The sequence below is a fragment of the Pseudalkalibacillus sp. SCS-8 genome, assembly GCF_040126055.1.
GTDB lineage: Bacteria > Bacillota > Bacilli > Bacillales > Fictibacillaceae > Pseudalkalibacillus > Pseudalkalibacillus nanhaiensis.
Genome location: NZ_CP143541.1, coordinates 3,518,939 through 3,538,471 on the forward strand (window position 1 = coordinate 3,518,939; position 19,533 = coordinate 3,538,471).

Sequence of the window (19,533 nt, forward strand, 5' to 3'; positions counted from 1 at the left end):
ATTTCCCAGAAAATATTCGTCATGATTCTACATGAAAAATTCCTTACGCTCACACCATGAACTTCTTAATGACACTTGATGAATCGGCTCGCAAATAACGGGAACGGCCGAGGTAGAGCGGTATGTCCAAAATATCAAAGTCTGGTAATCCTTTTTCATCAAAAAACGTATCGTCTCTGTAAAATTTCGTGATATCCGCTACGAACCAATCATGATCTCCATATGTATTCACATCGATCGTCTTACACTCATACGCGACATAGGCATCGTGCAGAATCGGTGCATCGGTTGTGATCCCTCTGTCGAACGACATGTTTCCAAGCTCGAACTTGTCTGTATTGCTTCCTGAATAGGTTCCGCATTGCTGAATGAACTCGGCATTCTCGTAAGACAAAAAATTGATGGCGAACGAACCCGCTTTTTTTACGAGCTTGTGGGTATGGCGTTCACGACCGATCGCAACGCCGTAAATTGCTGGATCATAGGATATGTAAGAGTGCCAGCCTGCCGCCATGACATTATCCTCTCCACCATAGGATACCGTCACAATGGCTACCATTCCAGGATAACTATGCATGACCATTTTATCTGTCGGTTTCCTCAACTTGTTTTCCCCCTTCTCTCTTTTCTTTTTTTATTATCACACGAAACCGATTGAATTGTCACAATTTTGTTATAATGGTTTCATCTGTTTATTTGTGAGGGGGGATCCCATGGAAATCAGAAGGTTGCCAGTTGAAGATATCAAATCCTTTATCGAGCTGGTGAGTCGTTCCTATCCAGGTATGAAGGTTCGTACTGAAGACGAAATACAGAAGATGGCGGACCGTTTCATTGAATTACAAGAAAGTGATAAGACGACTGCCCTGTATGGCGCTTATCAATCTGAGAAACTGGTCGGCGGAATGCGTCTTCATGATTTTGAAATGACGTTTTACGATCAAGCTGTGCCGGTGGGTGGAATCGGCATGGTAGCAGTCGATTTACTCCATAAGAAAGAACGGATTGCGAAAAGACTGCTTGAGTATTTTCATAATCACTACTTGATGCAAGGTACATACATGACCGCCCTTTATCCTTTCCGGCCGGACTTTTATCGGAAAATGGGATACGGGTATGGAGCGAAAAAGAACCGGTTCCGAGTGAAGCCGATGCACTTGCCAAAAGGCGGATCGAAATCCCACCTATCCTATCTTACGGTTGAGCATGCAGATGACCTTACTGCTTATTACAATAAAACGGCCTCTCATACACATGGGCTTTTTCTGCGGACGCCATCTGATTTTGAAAGGTCGATGAAACAGCCCGGCCATATTATGGTTGGTTTTATTGAGAACGAGGAAATCAGGGGATATGCCGGCTTTTCTTTTCATGCTGAACCGGAAGACAGCTTTCTTCAGAACGATATCATCGTCCATGAAATAATGTATGAAAATGATACGGTGCTTTCGGAATTGCTTACATTCTTCCATAGCCAACAGGATCAGGTGCGTTCCATTTATTTCGACACACAGGATGAACATTTCCATCACCTGCTTGAAAATCCCAGCAATGGTACAGAGCAGTTGATACCGCATGTCTTCCATGAGAGCAACACTCAGGGTGTCGGGGTCATGTATCGGCTTCTCGATGCTAAGAAATTCCTTGAGAAGGTGTCGGAGCATGATTTCAATAGGATGACTCTATCACTGGACATCAACCTGACAGACACCTTCCAGCCAACCAATCACAAGAAGTTTCAGATGAATGTGGTAGAGGGTCATCTGACCACAAAAATTGTCTCTGGAAAAACGACAGAGATTTCACTGGATGTGTCAGATTTCACCTCCATGCTGATGGGTGTCGTGCCTTTCGATGCGTTGCACACATATGGTAGGGCAACCATCTCCGATAAAGGTGATGTAGACACAGTAACAAAGCTGTTCCATACACATAAAAAACCGATCTGCATGACTCGGTTTTAAAGAAAGGCTATGTTAGCTTTTATTGTTGATATTTAAAGAAATAGAAGCGTAAGGCGGCGACTCCAGGAAAAGCAACAGCTGAAGACCCCGCAGAGTGAGGAATTAAGGTTCTTCGACTAACAACCACCACGTCCTGTGGTGAACGTCGAAGCCACCACATCCTGTGGAAGTGAGGAGGCTGAAGCGTTGCCCGCGGAAAGCGTCCGCCTGAAGCTGTTCAACATCAACAACATTCTTTAACTGAGCTTAAGAAAAAAAGATTTGAGGGTTTTAGATATGATTACGAAATCGTTACGTAAAGGGGAAAGAGTTTATTTAGGCCGTTTCACTGAGGAGGATTTGGATAAAGTATCTGAATGGTACCATGATGATGAGTATATGCGGTGCATGGATGCTGCCCCATCCTTTCCCTTATTGAAACGTGACTTCAAGGATTGGGTCGAATTGAAACCGAGAGAGCAGAAGTCCTATCTGTTTGCGATCCGGATGATCGAGGACGATCGTGTTGTCGGATGGGTCGATTTAGATGATATCCTTTGGCCCCACAGAAATGCATGGCTCGCAATTGGAATCGGAGAACGCAGCTTATGGGATCAAGGCCTCGGATACGAAACAATGGAGCTTGTTTTGAATTTCGCGTTCCTTGAACTGAATCTGCACCGGATACAGCTGACCGTTTTCAGCTACAACAAAAGAGCGATCAAACTATACGAACGTCTCGGCTTCCAATATGAAGGCGCACAGCGTGAATTCCTCCAACGGGATGGAGAACGCTATGACATGCTTATGTATGGCATTTTAAGCCGAGAGTGGAGTAATCGAACAACACAATAAATAATTAAGAGGGTGTTCTAATCAATGATGTCTGATTTAGGATCACCCTCTTTTTCTATAAGCATTTCATGAAACATCGTGTCCTATTTTTAGTACAATAGTAAATACTAGTGGTTACGTAGGAGGGATCTTGTTTTGGATTTGATTGATATCGCCAAGGTACAGCCGCTCATCGAACGGTTTACAGGAAAAGACGTCTATATCCATCTGGAGACGACCAACGGAGCTTATGCCTCTCATTTTAATGAGAAGACGTTCTCTGCTGGAGCATATATCCGGAACGGCAAAATACGCTATACACGTGGGAAGATTACTGGTGAGGGTCCATACAGAGTCGGTTTGAAAATGGATCTCGGGTGGATCTATGCAGAAGGAATTACCCATTGGGAGTTGGACGCGAGGAACCGTTTGTTAATGGCCGGTCATGATAGAGAAGGAAAGCTCGCTGTCGCTCTTCAAATCAGCGAAACACCTTTTGAATAAAAAGAATATCCTGTTCCAAGATGGAAGAAAGGAGAATAAAAAATGGAAAAGCACGTGTTGATTATTTTTCCTCATCCTGATGATGAAGCCTTCGGTGTTTCTGGTTCGATCGCGCAATTCACTGGAAGTGGAACACCGGTCACGTATATGTGTCTGACATTAGGAGAAATGGGACGGAATATGGGGAATCCGCCATTTGCGACACGGGAATCCCTGCCTGAAGTACGGAAACAGGAATTACTTAAGGCTGCTGATGTACTTGGAATTAAGGACCTGCGTATGATGGGACTTCGGGATAAAACAATCGAGTTTGAAGATCCTGAAAAGCTGGTAGGTATTTTTATAGATGCAATCAATGAGCTCGATCCATCGTTGATCATCACCTTTTATCCAGGGTACAGCGTCCATCCCGATCACGATGCGTGCGGGGCAGCTGTCATTGAAGCGGTCCGACGTCTTCCTGAATCGAAGCGTCCGAAAGTCGAGTGTGTTGCCTTCTCCCACAACTGTGAAGAGGAGCTCGGAAAGCCCGATGTCATCCGCGACGTCAGTAAATTCATGAATAAAAAGCTGGATACGTTGGATGCTCATAAAAGCCAAACCGCCGGATTGATGGCTGGAATGAAGAAAAGACTGCAGGCGAACGAGGAAGAATTGATGAATTGGATTCAATTTGAACGATTTTGGACTTATCCATTCGAAAATAACGATGAAAAAACGGGCTCCTGATGGTCAGGCCCGTTTTTTTACTGGTCTGGATGAGGCAGATGAACCTAGTTGCGAGATTATGAACCTATTTGAGGAATTATGAACCCAGATTTGAAATTATGAACCTAGTTCAATAATTTTGAACCTACTTGCTGAAATTATGCACCTCTCCCAGCAGACTAAACTAAAAAAGAGCCGCCCTCATCCGGGGCAGCTCTTCCTTCCTTTTATTCAAACAGTTGCTTGTACTCGCCGTATCCTTCTTTCTCTAAATCCTCTTTCGGAATGAAACGGAGTGCGGCTGAATTGATGCAGTACCTTAGGCCATCAGGACCTGGACCGTCGTTGAAGACATGACCAAGATGGGAATCGCCCTCTTGACTGCGTACTTCTGTACGGATCATGAAATGACTCAAGTCCTTCTTTTCCTTGATTCGTGAAACATGGATGGGCTTCGTAAAGCTCGGCCATCCGCAGCCCGCATCATATTGGTCTTTGGAACTGAATAATGGTTCCCCAGAAACGATGTCGACATAGATGCCTTCCCGCTCATTGTTCCAATATTCATTATTAAAAGCCGGTTCTGTACCATTTTTCTGGGTGACCTTATACTGCATGTCTGTCAGTGTCTCTCGCAGCTTTTTGTCATCCTTTTCAACGGTCCAGTTTTTCTCTTTGAAATCCTTACGACCGGAGCCTTTATAATACGCATTATAATGGCCAGGATGCTTTTTATAATATTTCTGATGATGCTCTTCTGCCGGATAGAATTCAGAAGCAGGCAAAATATCCGTGACGATCGGCTTGCTGAATTTTCCGCTCTCTTCTAATTCCTTCTTGGATGCTTCGGCTAGTTTCTTCTGCTCTTCATTGTGATAAAAGATTGCGGTTTTATAAATGTGGCCGCGGTCATAGAATTGCCCGCCAGCATCCGTCGGGTCGATTTGCGGCCAATAGATATCCAGTAATTTTTTATATGGAAAAATATCCGGATTGAACGTGATCTGGACGACTTCACGATGCTTATCTTGTTTTGCAACGATTTCTTCGTATGTCGGGTTTTCGAGCGTCCCGCCCATGTAGCCGGATACGACGTCTTCAATACCAGGCATTTCATCGAAAGGCTTTACCATACACCAGAAACACCCACCTGCAAAGGTCGCTTTCTGTAAGGGCGTGTTATTCTCAGCCATACTTCATCCCTCCAAAATACTCATCTCTCTTTTAACATATCCTGTTTTGAAAAGGACTTACAAAAATTTTGCTTAAGAGGCTTTCAGTTATTCCGATTTCCGAGCGACTAACGTGAATGTTTTTGGCAGCCCGATGTCATGGATCTTCTGATTGGGCTCTTCCTTCAGCAATTCAAGGACAAGACCTTGTTGAGCGACGGCTGTGACGACTTCACCTAGCGTCCATTTCCGCTGCAACACTTCTTCTGTCGTGTCATTCCGGTCTTGTGCATATTTTGAATAGGCGACTTGCCTTCCCTTGATCGTGGGATCAAAATAATTTCCGTCCACCTTATGCTTCTTACCCTTCGAGGTGATGAGTTTGGTTGAGACCGGGTGGAATTCTTGAAGGATGAACGTCCCTCCTGGCTGTAAAAGCTGATGAATGACCCGGAATAAGGGCTTCAAATCAATGAAATAATGAAGAACGCCTAACTCCATCACCACATAGTCGAATTGACCTTTATAATTCGTCTTTGTTTCCAGAGACAATACGTCTGCAACTTCATAGGTTAGTGGAACGTCAGATGCAGCAGCAACTTCCTTCGCAAAAGCGGCATTTTCTTGGGAGAAATCAACGACGGTCACGTCCGCTCCAAGTAGGGACATCGCCACGCCTTTAATTCCGTTTGATCCCATTAAATGGGCTATGCTCTTTCCTTTCAAGGGATCAAGGAAAGGATAAAGGGGACCAAGCCTTCCTTCCGGATAAGACTGGATTTTACGAGCCACTTGTTCAGGGGTACCATAACGGTTGATGAGTGCCTGGTAATTATTTTGGTTCCAGGCTGCTTGGTTCTGCATTGTCATTCGTTTTTGTTCCTCTAAGAGAAAATCGTCCACTTGAGCTGTGTACCGTTCTTCCTCCCGTATGCCATAAAGAGATTGGCACCACAGCTTTAGCCCATCCACTTCCATCTCAATTCGATAAGGATCGGTTCGTAAAGCCGTTTGATAGGTCCAGCTAATCGCTACTGACAAACCTTCCATCATGAACGCAAAAGACCCTTCACGATTGGTCTTTCTAATCTCACCCGGTCCGTAAGGTGTGAAAAGCTCATATGCTTTTTCATGGAGATCCCATTGAATTTCAACTTGAATGTCACTGACTTCTCCAATTCCTTGAAGATGAAGTGCCGTACCGCCGATGTATTGATAGGGAATTGCATGTTCGTCCAATATCGCTGTTAAATTGGTGATGTTCGTCCAAAATGTGTTCATGTTCGTTCCTCCGTCATCTGTCTACCTCATTTAAAGATGACAGAATTTCAGCGTAAATTCAAACGAGTAGAAGGAACATCTTCCACTCACCGATTTTCCATTGTTTCCAGGTGATCCAGAAGCAGATGAATCAACCTCTCATACGTGTAACATTCCTCTGCATCCTCACAATCCATCAACTCTCCTTTAAGATGATGGATCCAATTCCATATCACTTCAGGTGGTTGTGATACTGCTGTTCTCAATTCCACCCTGTCCAAAAGCTGATGTGCTTGTGATGCCGCAGCCTGTATTTCGACTTCATCATTAGCCTCATAGATCATGTCCCTCAGCATCTTCAATTGGTCCTTCTCTTTTTCAGTCATCACGATTGCATCCCCTCTTTTCAGCTCTGTTTAAGAGTACTTTACATGTATACGAAAAGACTGCAGATGAGTAGCATTCATCTACAGTCCTAACGTTATGTGTTTTTATAAGCTTGATGGATTAAGTCGTCTGTTCGGACATCGAGATCCGCTTGATTTCGGTCTCGATTCCAGCCTTGAGATCCTCTACTTTATTAAAATCCATCGCATCCACATAGTATTTCTCCAGTTGGTCATGATATCCTTTCGCATCTGCCAGATATCCGATCGCTTCTTTCATATAGGAGGAATAACGCCCTGTGATATCTAGAAGCTCTGTAGCATATTTTTCATCGGTTCCAGGTGTGATGGCGCGTTTATACATATCGACGATCTCATCGTTTTCCCGCTCCGGAAAATATTCGTGCGGAGCTGTACTGTCGAAGATCGCAATACCAAGCTCGCGGATGATGACCATATCGAGACTGTTCGGATCAAAGCCACAATGATAGATTTCCGTATCAAAGCCTTTTTCTTCTGATATCGCAGCGATTTTCTTAAGCATGGTCGACTTTCCTGAACCAGGCCTGCCTTTGATGAAGTAACGCTTATAGATGTCTTCCGTCAAATTCGGGACAAAATCAACTGCTCCCTTCGGTGTAGCTGCCCCTAAATAGCGATGACATACTTTCGCTTTCTTATGAAGGCACTTTCCAGCAAAGAATTCTTCAATAAGCTCTTGTGTCAATTGGTCGGCCTTTGAAAAATCCATATTTTCAATATAGATCGCTTCCCATTCATCATGGACAGCAAGAGCCTTGGCAAAGCAGCTGTAAGCTTCTTCATAAGCGCTCTGGATCTGGGCATTCAGCTTATAGATTTCTTCCCGATAGTCTGTGAGCTTCGTTGAATCCCAAGCTTCACCAAGGTTGACGTATTCCTCGATCACCCCTGGGTATTTCGGTTCAATGATCTGAGGATCCGTCCCGTTCACGATTCCGAATTTCAATGCCGGGATGATGACCCCATCAACGGATTGATTATCCCTAGGACAATGGAGGAATTCGACATCATAGCCTTTATCATTCCATTCGTAACCTATGGATTTCATTAATGAGGATTTCCCGCATCCGGGACCGCCTTTTAAGATATATAAACGATCCAATCCCTCAAGACATGAGTCATAAAAGCTATAAAAACCTTTGGCTGTGTTGCCGCCTGCATAATAATTGATGATTTTACCTGGCACACCACACACTCCCTCTTCAGATCTTCAGTATTTCCTAGCCTATGATATGCAGAGAGGCTTTTATAGGTGAATGCCTAAGTAAAATCAGACTTCTTGTAGAGCGTTTTCACAAAAAATACGCTGCGTGTTATACTATTTGTAACAAAATGTTCACAAATTCCGGCGCGAACTTTTTAAAAAGGAGTCGTTAAAGAATGAGCGTCTTTCTCGTTTATTTACTGGTAGCAACAGCGACCCCGTTATTTTTATGGCCAGAGCGTAAAAAGCTTGCCATCTTCCAAATCCCATTCATCTTGTGTATGTGGCTTTATGTCGTTTTATATTTATCATTTGAATTAAGCACGCTTGTCCATATCATCCTTGGATCGATCTTTGTCGCCAATGTCATCTTTGCGCACGTGGCAGCATTTCTGATCTTCAAATCACACGTTTTTGATAAAGTGAAAAAAATATAAGAAGGTGGCGATTTCGCCACCTTCTTTTTTTCATATTGATATCAGATTACCACGCATAAGGGTATGGATATGGGTACGGATAAGGATACGGGCGGAAAAGGGTGACACCTGCGATCGTTCCAAGACCTAATCCGATTAATCCAGCCCCAAGTAACGGAAAGAAACGCCCTTCCCTTTCTTCAAACGGCTGTAAATAAACCTTCTCCGAATCCACTCCTTTAATAACCCCGATATATACTTCTTTTTCATAGGTTGTGATCATGACCGGCTTTTCGATATGCGCGACACATTGATGGTGGATATATTTTTGCAACTAAGCCACCTCCCCAAAATCTTGTTATGACCTCTTTTTTATAGTATGTATGGGGCGGTGAATTGACAGAAACATTTCAAACCGTGGAAAAGATTAACTTTTCGCACCCGGTCCATTTAGTGTTATCGTAACCACTAGGCATGTTCATAGAATAAAGGATGATTTTAAATGAGTTGGATTGGACAATATGAGGGATTGATCTTCATGCTTACGAATTTTGTCGTATTCGTATTGCTCGTATTACTTGCCGTTTATGTGCTTTTCACAGAAGAGGGAAGAAGATTCCGAAAAGCAAAGAAAAACAGGGAGCCGATTAGAAAAGAGGAGTATCCATCGACGTTAAGGAAAGTGATTTTAGTGTTAGCTGGTGGCGTTGCTCCGTTGCTCTTTGTTCTTGGTATCCTTTCACATATGATGTAGGACTTCTTAATAAGGAGGGTGGCTGACTCGATCGTTCCAGTCACCCTCTTTGTCATGTTAATGGAAACCATACGAGACGACCCATAGGGTTCCGACGACGAGAACAACTGCAATGAACGCGGAATGGAGCATGATATGGGTCTGGTGTCTTCCGTTACTGCTTTCGGTCATGTGCATGAACATGAGCAGCTGGATGATGGCTTGAACAATTGCTAAACCGACGATGATCACGATGATCATTGTCATTGAAAATCCGGCGTATAAGGCTGCCCATAATGCAGCGAGTGTCAGCACGATCGATAGCAGGAAGCCGATTACATGCTGCCATGGAAATTGCGTACTCTTTTTAGCCATGATGTATCACCATCCCGTATAAATAAACGGCTGTGAAAATGAAGATCCAGACGACGTCTAGAAAGTGCCAGTACAAGCTTGCGACGAACACTTTACGGGTCGTTTGTTTCGTCAATCCTCTCTGGAACAATTGAATGATGATTAAGACGATCCAGGCGATTCCCATCGTGACATGAGCTCCATGCGTTCCGACAAGAACATAGAAGCCTGACCAGTACGCACTTGTGGTGAGGCTTGCTCCTTCATGGATGTAATGGATGAATTCATAAATCTCGAAGCTCAAGAATGCCACACCTAAGACGAGTGTAATGCCGAGCCAAGCAACCAACCCTTTTAGGCTGTGCCTGCGCATTTCATGTATCGCCAGTCCACATGTGAAGCTTGAGGTCAAAAGCAGGAACGTTTCAATCAAGACCCCTTTCACCTCGAACAATTCCCATGGAACAGGCCCGTCCGCATAACGGCCGATGAGAACGAGATATGTTGCAAATAGCGTTGCGAACAGCGCGATTTCTGCTCCTAAGAAAATCCAGAATCCTAAAATATTCAGCCTTCCTGTTTCAGACTGATATTCCAAGGGCGTGTCAGGAGCGTCGTGCTTATTTGCTTCAGATTGCACATATTCCATTGTTCACGCCTCCTTTATTTATACGCGTTCTCAATTCTTTCGATTTCCTCCACTTGAACGTAATAGCCCTCGTCATAATCAAATGATCTTAGCACCAATGTGACAAGAACCCCGATCAAGCCGATGATGGCGATCCACCACCACTTGAAAACAAGTCCGAACCCGCTTATAAAAAAAGCCGCAGACATGATGATCGGAAGTCCAGAGTAGCTTGGCATATGAATGGGTTTGTACGTTTTCTCCTGTTGCTCTCGGTCTTTTTTCATGATGATATAGGCATCAAGACCTTTTACCGTCGGAGTGATGGCGAAGTTATAGAACGGAACCGGCGTAGGGGTCGACCACTCCAATGTGCGACCATCCCATGGATCCCCTTCGTTTTCACGCTCTGCATGCCGGAAGCTCCAGTAGATGTTGTACACAAGTAGGACGAAACCGATTGCCATCCCAACACCGCCGATCGACGCAACGACATTCAGATTGAACCACCCGTCAGCCCATTCGTACGTGTAGATTCTTCTTGGCATCCCGGCGAGACCCAAGAAATACATCGGAAAAAAGGTGACATTGAAGCCGATCATGAAGAACCAGAAACCCCATTTTCCAAGTCGTTCATTCAGCTTATAGCCGAACATTTTCGGATACCAGAAAAACAAGCCAGCAAAACAGGCAAACACCGTACCTGAAATCAATACGTAATGGAAATGCGCCACGAGGAAATACGTATTGTGATACTGGTAATCCGCTGCAGCCATCGCGAGCATGACCCCTGTCACACCGCCAATCGTGAAGTTTGGGATGAAAGCCAAGGACCAGAGCATCGCCGTGGTCATTTTGATCCGGCCTTTATAAAGTGTGAACAGCCAGTTGAAAATTTTCACCCCAGTGGGAATGGCGATCATCATCGTTGTTATCGAGAAAAACGAATTAACGGCGGCATTCGCTCCCATCGTAAAAAAGTGGTGAACCCAAACGACGAAGCTGAGACCTGCAATCGCTACGATCGACCAGACCATCGCTTTATACCCGAATAACGTTTTTCGCGCAAATGTACTGATGATTTCAGAAAAGATTCCGAACGCCGGCAGAATGACGATATACACTTCCGGGTGACCCCATATCCAGAAAAGATTCGCCCAAAGCATCGGTAACCCGCCATCGGCTAACGTAAAGAAATGACTCCCGAACAAGCGATCAAATGTCATCAACGCAAGCGCTACGGTAAGCACCGGAAATGCAAAGATGATCAGAATCATCGTGATCAAGGTGGACCAGGTAAACATCGGCATCCTCATCCAGGTCATCCCAGGGGCCCGCATTTTCAGGATTGTGACGAGGAAATTGATCCCTGTAAGAAGGGTTCCGATTCCTGCAATTTGCAAGCCGATCAAGTAAAAGTTTTGTCCCGGGTCAGGGCTGAGCTCGTCTCCAGCTAAAGGAACATAGCTCGTCCACCCAGCAGACGGAGATCCTCCAATAATGAAAGATATATTGAAAAGCATCGCACCCATGAAGAACGTCCAAAAGCTGACGGCGTTCAAGAACGGATAAGCGACGTCTCGCGCTCCGATTTGAAGGGGAACGACAAAGTTGATCAATCCAATCAAGAAAGGCATCGCCATGAAGATAATCATGATGGTCCCATGGGTCGTGAAAATCTCATTGTAGTGCTGCCCTTCTAAGATTTTTGAATTTGGAACAGTAAGCTGCGCTCTCATGAGCAATGCATCCACACCCGCACGGAACAGCATCAGCAATGCAGCGAAGATGTACATGATCCCGATTTTTTTATGATCAACGGTCGTCAGCCACTCCCTCCACAGCCATTTCCACTTTTTGAAGTAGGTAAGGACGAAGATGATTGCAATGGTGGTCAGGACAATGGACACATCCGCTGCATAGATCAATGGCTCTCCCGTTACGAAAAATTCATCCCATTCCAGGTTCAACGCAATATCCCCCTTCCTCGATCAAAATGGTTCATCATGATCAGGGTTTAACTTCTCTCGTACCTTGATGGCGTAATCCGGCTGTTTCGCATGGTCGACCCACTCGAGGTGAGTTGAAGAAAATGTATGTTTTCCGGTATGCCCTTTCAGCATCAAACGGTCGTATTTTTCCTTAGTCAGCTTAGGAGCAGAGGCTTGGGTCTCTTCAACCCATTGCTCGAACTCTTCCTTTGTTTGCGCAGTAACCGTGAACTTCTGTTCTGCAAAACCTTCTCCCGTAAAATTGGCGTTCCGTCCCTTATAGGTTCCCGGTTCATCGGCTTGCAGATAAATTTCGGTCTCCATCCCTGCCATGTTGTATTCTTGACCCCCAAGACGCGGAATCCAAAGTGCCGCCATCGAATCTGCTGATGTGAGCTTGAACAGGATCGGCCGGTCTTCAGGAATGTGAAGATAATTGACCGTTTCAATCTCCTGTTCCGGATAAGTAAAGATCCATTTCCAATCAACGCTTGTCGCATGGATGACAAGCGGATCCTTATGGGAAGTCGCTTTTGGAGGCTCTTCCAATGCATAGATCGTTTTTACCGTCGGAACAGATAGCGCAATGACGATCAGAACAGGAACGACAGTCCATATAACCTCCAGCAGCTTGTTTCCTTCATCTTGAGGTGGTTCGTAGTCTTCATTTTCAGGACGTTCACGGTAACGGACGATAAAAAGGGTGAACAGCACGAACACCACCGTTACGATGAACAACATGAAGCCGATCGACCACATGATCAAGTCTTTTTGCTGCAAGGCTACGGGTCCCTTCGGATCTAAAACGGCCAGCTCACTGCAGCCTGTTAGGAATGCTATGGTCGTCATTATGAGAAGGCCTTTTAGCAGTGGTTTTAACTGTGTTGGCAACCAAGCCACCACCTTTTCCGCGTGTGTTTGTGTTCCTTTTACCCTTAGTTGCTCAACCGCAAAACGTTTCAACCAGCGTTTGGCACAAGTGTTATCAGAATGTAAAAAACGAAAAGAAGCTGATCCGATTGGACAGCTTCTCCTTTTATATGGATTTATCTTGGCGTTCTGGAAATTATGACCTAAATGAACAATTTATGCGCACATTTTGAAAAAGATAGACCGATTTGAGAAATTATAGCCCGATTTCCCGAATTATAGACCGATTCCGCTGAAATATAGACCAATTGCAAATCAAGAGAGCAGCGTCGGATCAAACCTGCTTTTCTTTCATGAAGTGGATCGTCTGACGAAGCCCTTCTTCATAAGGCGTCATTGGCACAGGGCCTACCTTACTTTCAAACTTTTCACCAGATAACACCACTGGAACTTCATTCAAATACATCATTTCCGTCAATTCACGCATTTGCGGATTGAAGAGTCCGACGAAACGAATCATATTCTTTGTCACAACAGAGACCTTCTTCTCATAACCCGTTAAGGCCCTCACCAACCGGATGATCTCTTCCCCTGATATGGCCCCTGCAGAAGGAATGTTCCAATTCTGTCCATACGCTTCGTCTCTCAATGAAAGATCGACGATGGCTTTTGCACCGTCCGAAGTATAGAGAAACTCTCTCTTCACCTTCTTGTCTCCTACATAATTGGCCTTTTTGTTTTGCAACACGTCCTTTAAAAGGATGTGGAGATACGTATTTTCCGCGTTCGGTCCATAATAATCCGGAAAGTGCGCCACCAAAACAGGTACTTCGGCTTTAAAAGCGATCCGTTCCAACTCAAGGCGAATCTTCCCTTTTTTCGTGTGAGGCATTTTCTCTGTCTCCTCCGTTACAGGTCGACCATCCCCTCGTCCATAAGCATAAATGTTGTCAACGATTGCGAGCTTAGCCCTCGCTTTTTCTGCTGTTCCTACTATATTTCGGAGGAGCTGCGGCTGCTGCTTTTCCCAATGATGATATGGAAGATTGATGGCATGAAAAATGAGATCACAACCTTCCACTGCTCGGAGCAGATCATCCTTGTGAAAGACGTCCCCTGCGTGCGCCTCAACTCCCACCATGCCTCTGAAAAGACGGTCGAGTTTTTCCCGATTCCGCGCAAATGCGTTAACTCTAATCCCTCTTTGGACTAATTCACTTACGATTGCATACCCCATTCCTCCTGATGCACCTAAGACCAACGCTTTTTTCATCGTAACTCCTCCTTTTATTTAACCAATGGTCAATTAATGCACAATAAAATTATGCCGTTTGCTCGAGTGCTTTCAATATGAAAGAGACATGTGCTTCAGCTAAGGATTGGACCTCGTTATAAGGTGTCCCGTGTCTCCAATAATGAGCGACAAATCCATGAAGAGACAAAAAGATCGACCAAATCTGTTGGACCGTCGGAGACCCTTGACTTAACGTTGAGACAGCCTCGGCAAACTTCCGATAGCTTGTATCCGGTGCCGCTTGGACATGGTACTGGACCTCTTCATCCTTTATGAGAAACATGATTTCGTAATGACTCGGATGCGTCAATCCGAATTCAATGAAGCCGAGCAGAATTTCCTTCAATTTTTCCGAGCGTTCCAATGGGAGCGATAGGATCCGTTCGACTGTCAGGTCAAGTAAATGAAAATCTTGATCCACAAGGGCATAGAACAGCTCTGCTTTGTTTTGGAAATGATAATAGATTGCACCATGACTGTAATCCAATTCTTTGGCAATCTTTCTCATCGATACATTCTGATACCCTTCCTGCGAGAACAATTCACGAGCTGCATCCATTATCATTTCTCGAGTCAGTTCTTTCTCCACTTTCTTTCTAGGTGCCATGACAAAACGCCTCCAATTAATTGACCACCGTTTAATTAATACCATTATATTCCTACCATAACGGAATGACAACACAAATTCGTTAATTCATGGAAATGAATTGAAAAACTGATCTTATTATGTTACCTTATAGTCACATATAAAATACTAATTTTAAGAAAAAGGTGACGAGTATGATAAAAGTTGTCGTCAGCAATACGATTAACCGGCCTCATGATCAGGTTTTTTCTTACATCGCAAATTTTGAAAACAACCCGAAATGGCAAGGTGGAATGGTGGATGCAAGATTCACCTCACAAGGTCCATTAGGAGTTGGCTCAACCTATGAACAGGTCGCAACCTTTCTCGGAAAGGAAATTAAGACCACCTTCAAAGTCGTCGAATACGAAGAAAATAAAAGAATTAAAATTGAGAGCATAAAGAGTACGTTTCCCATTACAGTCACTCGGATCGTCGAGCCCCAAACAGAAGGAACAAAGGTAACGGCCATTGTCGAGGGAGATGCGAGCAAGGTCTTTAAAATTGCTCAGCCTTTCATGAAGCTGATGGTGAAACAATCGGTAAAATCCGACTATAAAAACCTTAAGAAACAATTGGAGCATTCGTAAAAATTACGAAGGTGATCCTCACAGTCAGGATCACCCTTTTTCATTCATTTGAATTTAACCTTCAAACGGTCTCTACTCCTGCTAGTGGGCGGTTCGTCCAATTGGGACGTACAATTCGGGCAGCGTGATGCCAGGCTCGAAATCGTCGAGTAACAGTAAGAACACGTCTTAAACCGCGTTTGTTCAATTGGCACATTGCGCATTTTATTCACTTGCGTAATAAAAAGATAAACAGCAAATGCGACGATAAGGAAATGGATCAGTGTTTCGATGAATAGACCAATGTTGATCGTCGCCGCACCTGCAGCTTGTGCTTCCTGCAAAGACGCATATTTCGTCTTACTTAAATTCAAATATAACTCAGAAAAGTCCGTGTGTTTCAGCAGCAGGCCGATCGGCGGCATGATAATATCCGAGACGAATGACTGGACGATCTTACTGAACGCCGTCCCGATGATAATACCAATTCCCATATCCACTACATTCCCACGTAAAAGGAACTCCTTCCATCCATACAAAAACCTCACAAGTTGTCCCCTCCCCCTTACTATCTATATGAACCTTTCAAAAAGTTATGTTTTTCTACAAAACTATTATTTTCCAAGTTGTTAGACCTCTTATGTCGTGTTATACTCGTAAAGGATTGAAATCGCTTTCATACCAATACTTTGAGGAGGTTCTTACTAATGAGCAAACCATTTATCCGCACATTGAATCTGAAAGATTACACACATGGAGATTCGCAATCTCGCAAAGCATTCTCAGAAGAGTTTGCAGCTGGATTGAAAGATATCGGATTCATCATCCTGGAAGGTCATGGTGTCGATCATAAGTTGATTGATAAGAACTATGAGCTTTGGGAAGAGCTATTCAGCCTTGACACTGAAACGAAGCAGAAATACGAAGGAATCGATGGAGGTCAACGCGGCTACACCGGTTTTGGTAAAGAGCACGCGAAAAACCGTTCTGTCGGAGACTTGAAAGAATTCTGGCATACCGGACAAGAGCTTCCTCAAGGTCACCCATTGACTTCCGAGTACCCTGCGAACGTATGGCCAGCTGAAGTTCCAGAGCTTCGCAAAAATGCATTGAACTTCTACCGTGAACTAGAGCGTGTTGCTCGTAACATGCTTGAAGCATTAGCGATGCACTTTGATCTTCGTCAAGATTTCTTCTCTGACATGATCAAGGACGGTAACAGCATCCTGCGTTCCATCCATTATCCAAAACTGGATGATTCTATGGATCCAAATGCAATCCGTGCAGCAGAGCATGAGGACATCAACCTTATCACATTGCTTGTCGAATCAACTGCTTCAGGCTTGGAGCTATTGACACGTGATGGCGAGTGGATGGAAGTTAAAGCTGAGAAGGGTCAAATCATCGTAGATGCTGGTGACATGCTTTCTCGTATCACAAACGAAGTCATCCCAGCGACGACTCACCGTGTAGTTAACCCTGTCGGTGAAAACACATCTCGTTATTCAATGCCATTCTTCGTACATCCATACAGCAGCTGTCTTCTTGAGACGATTCCTGCTTGTATTACAGAAGATAACCCTGAGCGCTACCCAGCGATCACAGCAGGTGACTTCCTGTACGAAAGACTCGTTGAAATCGGCTTGATCAAGGTTTAAAAACTTCATCTTGAAAATGAAAGAGGTAGCTGTATGCTACCTCTTTTGCTTATTAAGAAAAAAGATTTGTGGTTGGTTTTGAACAGCTTCAGGCGGACGCTTTTATTTATAAGTCAACAAAGCAAATATGTAATAAGCCGCTTAGCATTTCTTTCAAAATAGCTCTACAAAACTTTTGTTGATTGTAACGTAAAGGTGCGAGACTCCTGCGGGAAAAGCGAGCCAGGCAAGACCCCACAGTGAGCAATAATAGGATCTTCGACTAAAAGCCACCACGTCCTATGGTGAACGTCGAAGTCACCACCTCCTGCGCCTGCGGTTACTCGGCGCAAAACAGCATTGAAGTAATTGAAATCCGTAGTCTTGTGGAAGTGAGGAGGCTTGCGGATCGCCCGCGGAAAGCGAGCAACCTTGAAGTGAAAATCAACCACCAATAACATACTAAAAAGAGGTAGCGGCTGCTACCTCTTTTTTCAATCCATTTATAATTTACTTCCAACCAAATTCTTCGTATCCTTCTTTGTGATGTCTTTTCCGTTGTTCGGTGGCGTCAGACTTACCACAAGGTCGCCGATTTCAGGATTAAGTTCCTTTTCATCCGTATAGAACGATACTTTCCCTGATTTGACAATATAGAGCAGGATTGTATCTTCATTCCGTTCACTCAAATATTGTTTATACGTGTATTTTTCCGTAAGTTTGGTCTTCCGGATGACATGACCACACTCGACTCGCTTGTTCAACTCTTCCCATGTGGCTCCTTTTCGGAACAACGTCTTACCGCCAATCGTATGGACGAGATCCTCTAGGTCGTCTATATGGTCGTTGTGCAAGCAGAGCTGGTAAACATTACTCCTACCAAACTCCGGTACGAAATTCGTACATACAAGCGCATTGTACGAATCAATTTCGGTCGTCGCAAGCAATTGTTCATAAGGTGTGAAATCCAAATGGTATTCGGTATGACCAGATAGAATTTCCCCATGATAGGAGGAAACACCTGCTTTTCTAGCGGTTATCAGACGCTCCCATGAGGAATCGGCAATCATCGTCGAAATGTTAAGCTCCTCAAACGATTTTGCAAGAGCGGTGCTGAAGCTGCTTCCACCCACAATCAGGACTCCAGGCTTGCCTTCCACTGCGAGATCAAGCTTCTTCGCAAGTGGGACAATGGAAAATCCATGGACAACCACTGTTGCAAATACGAGAGCAAAGGTCAATGGGATCAACAGATTTGCATCTTCAAAGCCCTGTTCAAGCAAGACACTGGCAAAATAACCAGAAACCGTCAATGCAACAATTCCACGTGGCGCAATCCATCCGACGAGCACCTTTTCTTTAAACGTAAGCTCTGTACCCATCGTAGACAAGAAGATGGAAATCGGTCGTACGATGAAGAGCATCAGGACAACGAACAGGATGATCTTCCAGTTCAGGATATCCAATAGCGTTTCAGCCGTAAGAGATGCTGTCAACATGATGAAAATCGTTGAAATGAGCAGCACGGATATGTTTTCTTTGAAATTCCGCATGTCATCGATAGACGAAATGTGCATGTTCGCGAGGACAACCCCCATGACAGTAACAGCGAGAAGCCCCGTCTCATGCATGATTTCATCCGATATTGTAAAACATGCGATAACGACGGTAAACATGATCGGTGATTTCAGGAATTCCGGAACGTAACCCTTTTCGAACATCCAACCGACCAATTTTGCACAAAGCCAACCGAATATTGCGGCAAACAATGATCCTAAGAAGAAAAAGAATAGAATGTTTGCTGTAACTTCTTCAGATGAAAAGAATTTTATGATTTCAAAAGCAAATACGGCAAGCAAAGCCCCAATCGGGTCGACGATGATCCCTTCCCATTTCAGGATCTTGGCTGGTCTTGACTTCAATTTCGCCTGCCTTAATAAAGGCAGTATGACAGTAGGTCCTGTTACGATGAAGAGACCCCCGATGACGAACGCCACAGCCCATGAAAGTCCAGCTACATAATGTGCTGCAAATGATCCCAACAGCCATGCAACGAGTGCTCCACCCGTAACGATACGAAGCACCGAATGCTTCAACCCTCGTACTTCACGAATATCAAGATTCAAGCTTCCTTCGAATAAGATGATTGCGACCGCAATGGATATCGTTGGCCCGAACATATCTCCAAAATCCTCTTTCGGGTTGACGATTCCTAATATAGGACCGACGAGCAGTCCTACAAGGGACATCAATACAATTGCAGGGAAACGATAACGCCAGGCGATCCATTGGGATGCGATCCCTAACGTGATGGTCAACATAAGTAGAAATAATAATGAATCTAACATCCGTTTTCTCCTTTT

22 protein-coding genes are annotated in these 19,533 nt (G+C 44.4%); 8 read left to right on the top strand and 14 right to left on the bottom strand.

Annotated elements, in window-relative coordinates; all coding sequences use genetic code 11:
- Positions 1–49 precede the first annotated feature (49 nt).
- Complete coding sequence (locus tag V1497_RS18165) at positions 50–604, bottom strand: flavin reductase family protein (protein ID WP_349408917.1); 555 nt, start codon at positions 602–604, stop codon at positions 50–52.
- A gap of 109 nt (positions 605–713) precedes the next feature.
- Between V1497_RS18165 and eis the strand changes: the two genes are divergently transcribed.
- From eis to bshB2, 4 genes are all read left to right on the top strand, one after another.
- Positions 714–1,964, top strand: coding sequence for an enhanced intracellular survival protein Eis (gene eis / locus V1497_RS18170; RefSeq protein WP_349408918.1), 1,251 nt, complete (start codon positions 714–716; stop codon positions 1,962–1,964).
- Between the two features lie 276 nt (positions 1,965–2,240).
- The gene (locus tag V1497_RS18175) at positions 2,241–2,798 is read left to right on the top strand and encodes a GNAT family protein (protein WP_349408919.1); all 558 of its coding nucleotides are present in this window, start codon (positions 2,241–2,243) and stop codon (positions 2,796–2,798) included.
- A 135-nt stretch (positions 2,799–2,933) separates the two neighbouring features.
- Positions 2,934–3,281, top strand: a complete 348-nt coding sequence (locus V1497_RS18180) for a YojF family protein (protein WP_349408920.1) — start codon at positions 2,934–2,936, stop codon at positions 3,279–3,281.
- A gap of 42 nt (positions 3,282–3,323) precedes the next feature.
- Complete coding sequence (bshB2, locus tag V1497_RS18185; RefSeq protein ID WP_349408921.1) at positions 3,324–4,010, top strand: bacillithiol biosynthesis deacetylase BshB2; 687 nt, start codon at positions 3,324–3,326, stop codon at positions 4,008–4,010.
- Between the two features lie 206 nt (positions 4,011–4,216).
- Here the strand turns inward: bshB2 and msrB are convergent, their stop codons facing one another.
- The 4 genes from msrB to V1497_RS18205 all read right to left on the bottom strand — a co-directional run bounded on the left by msrB (position 4,217) and on the right by V1497_RS18205 (position 8,035).
- The gene (gene msrB, locus V1497_RS18190) at positions 4,217–5,182 is read right to left on the bottom strand and encodes a peptide-methionine (R)-S-oxide reductase MsrB (RefSeq protein ID WP_349408922.1); all 966 of its coding nucleotides are present in this window, start codon (positions 5,180–5,182) and stop codon (positions 4,217–4,219) included.
- Positions 5,183–5,269: 87 nt separating this feature from the next.
- Positions 5,270–6,442 carry a class I SAM-dependent methyltransferase gene (locus V1497_RS18195; protein ID WP_349408923.1) on the bottom strand — a complete coding sequence of 391 codons (1,173 nt, stop codon included), beginning with the start codon at positions 6,440–6,442 and terminating at the stop codon, positions 5,270–5,272.
- 86 nt (positions 6,443–6,528) lie between these two features.
- Positions 6,529–6,810 (bottom strand): hypothetical protein, encoded by a 282-nt coding sequence (locus V1497_RS18200; protein ID WP_349408924.1) that lies wholly within the window; start codon positions 6,808–6,810, stop codon positions 6,529–6,531.
- Positions 6,811–6,928: 118 nt separating this feature from the next.
- Positions 6,929–8,035, bottom strand: coding sequence for a PRK06851 family protein (locus V1497_RS18205; protein ID WP_349408925.1), 1,107 nt, complete (start codon positions 8,033–8,035; stop codon positions 6,929–6,931).
- Between the two features lie 194 nt (positions 8,036–8,229).
- Here V1497_RS18205 and V1497_RS18210 point away from each other — a divergent pair, with 194 nt between their 5' ends.
- On the top strand, positions 8,230–8,490 hold the full coding sequence (locus tag V1497_RS18210; protein ID WP_349408926.1) for a spore morphogenesis/germination protein YwcE: 261 nt from the start codon (positions 8,230–8,232) through the stop codon (positions 8,488–8,490).
- A gap of 46 nt (positions 8,491–8,536) precedes the next feature.
- Here the strand turns inward: V1497_RS18210 and V1497_RS18215 are convergent, their stop codons facing one another.
- Positions 8,537–8,803: a hypothetical protein gene (locus V1497_RS18215; protein WP_349408927.1), complete on the bottom strand. Its 267-nt coding sequence runs from the start codon at positions 8,801–8,803 to the stop codon at positions 8,537–8,539.
- 168 nt (positions 8,804–8,971) lie between these two features.
- On the opposite strand from V1497_RS18215, the gene V1497_RS18220 reads away from it, so the two are divergent.
- Positions 8,972–9,223 carry a hypothetical protein gene (locus V1497_RS18220; protein WP_349408928.1) on the top strand — a complete coding sequence of 84 codons (252 nt, stop codon included), beginning with the start codon at positions 8,972–8,974 and terminating at the stop codon, positions 9,221–9,223.
- 57 nt (positions 9,224–9,280) lie between these two features.
- On the opposite strand, the gene qoxD is transcribed toward V1497_RS18220, so the two are convergent.
- The 6 genes from qoxD to V1497_RS18250 all read right to left on the bottom strand — a co-directional run bounded on the left by qoxD (position 9,281) and on the right by V1497_RS18250 (position 14,946).
- Positions 9,281–9,577, bottom strand: a complete 297-nt coding sequence (gene qoxD / locus V1497_RS18225) for a cytochrome aa3 quinol oxidase subunit IV (protein WP_349408929.1) — start codon at positions 9,575–9,577, stop codon at positions 9,281–9,283.
- On the bottom strand, positions 9,570–10,205 hold the full coding sequence (gene qoxC / locus V1497_RS18230) for a cytochrome aa3 quinol oxidase subunit III (RefSeq protein ID WP_349408930.1): 636 nt from the start codon (positions 10,203–10,205) through the stop codon (positions 9,570–9,572). The genes qoxD and qoxC overlap by 8 nt, the downstream gene beginning before the upstream one ends.
- 14 nt (positions 10,206–10,219) lie before the next feature.
- Positions 10,220–12,154: a cytochrome aa3 quinol oxidase subunit I gene (qoxB, locus tag V1497_RS18235; RefSeq protein ID WP_349408931.1), complete on the bottom strand. Its 1,935-nt coding sequence runs from the start codon at positions 12,152–12,154 to the stop codon at positions 10,220–10,222.
- A gap of 21 nt (positions 12,155–12,175) precedes the next feature.
- Positions 12,176–13,024, bottom strand: coding sequence for a cytochrome aa3 quinol oxidase subunit II (qoxA, locus tag V1497_RS18240; protein ID WP_349410881.1), 849 nt, complete (start codon positions 13,022–13,024; stop codon positions 12,176–12,178).
- Between the two features lie 355 nt (positions 13,025–13,379).
- Entirely contained in the window at positions 13,380–14,318 is a 939-nt protein-coding gene (locus V1497_RS18245) for an SDR family NAD(P)-dependent oxidoreductase (protein ID WP_349408932.1), read from the bottom strand.
- A 49-nt stretch (positions 14,319–14,367) separates the two neighbouring features.
- Entirely contained in the window at positions 14,368–14,946 is a 579-nt protein-coding gene (locus tag V1497_RS18250; protein ID WP_349408933.1) for a TetR/AcrR family transcriptional regulator, read from the bottom strand.
- Between the two features lie 173 nt (positions 14,947–15,119).
- Here V1497_RS18250 and V1497_RS18255 point away from each other — a divergent pair, with 173 nt between their 5' ends.
- The gene (locus V1497_RS18255) at positions 15,120–15,554 is read left to right on the top strand and encodes an SRPBCC family protein (RefSeq protein WP_349408934.1); all 435 of its coding nucleotides are present in this window, start codon (positions 15,120–15,122) and stop codon (positions 15,552–15,554) included.
- A 44-nt stretch (positions 15,555–15,598) separates the two neighbouring features.
- Here V1497_RS18255 and mscL read toward each other — a convergent pair whose 3' ends face one another.
- Positions 15,599–16,081, bottom strand: a complete 483-nt coding sequence (gene mscL, locus V1497_RS18260) for a large conductance mechanosensitive channel protein MscL (RefSeq protein ID WP_414703586.1) — start codon at positions 16,079–16,081, stop codon at positions 15,599–15,601.
- A gap of 159 nt (positions 16,082–16,240) precedes the next feature.
- On the opposite strand from mscL, the gene V1497_RS18265 reads away from it, so the two are divergent.
- Positions 16,241–17,191: an isopenicillin N synthase family dioxygenase gene (locus V1497_RS18265; protein WP_349408935.1), complete on the top strand. Its 951-nt coding sequence runs from the start codon at positions 16,241–16,243 to the stop codon at positions 17,189–17,191.
- A 482-nt stretch (positions 17,192–17,673) separates the two neighbouring features.
- Here the strand turns inward: V1497_RS18265 and V1497_RS18270 are convergent, their stop codons facing one another.
- Entirely contained in the window at positions 17,674–19,518 is a 1,845-nt protein-coding gene (locus tag V1497_RS18270) for a sodium:proton antiporter (RefSeq protein ID WP_349408936.1), read from the bottom strand.
- Between the last annotated feature and the right edge of the window lie 15 nt (positions 19,519–19,533).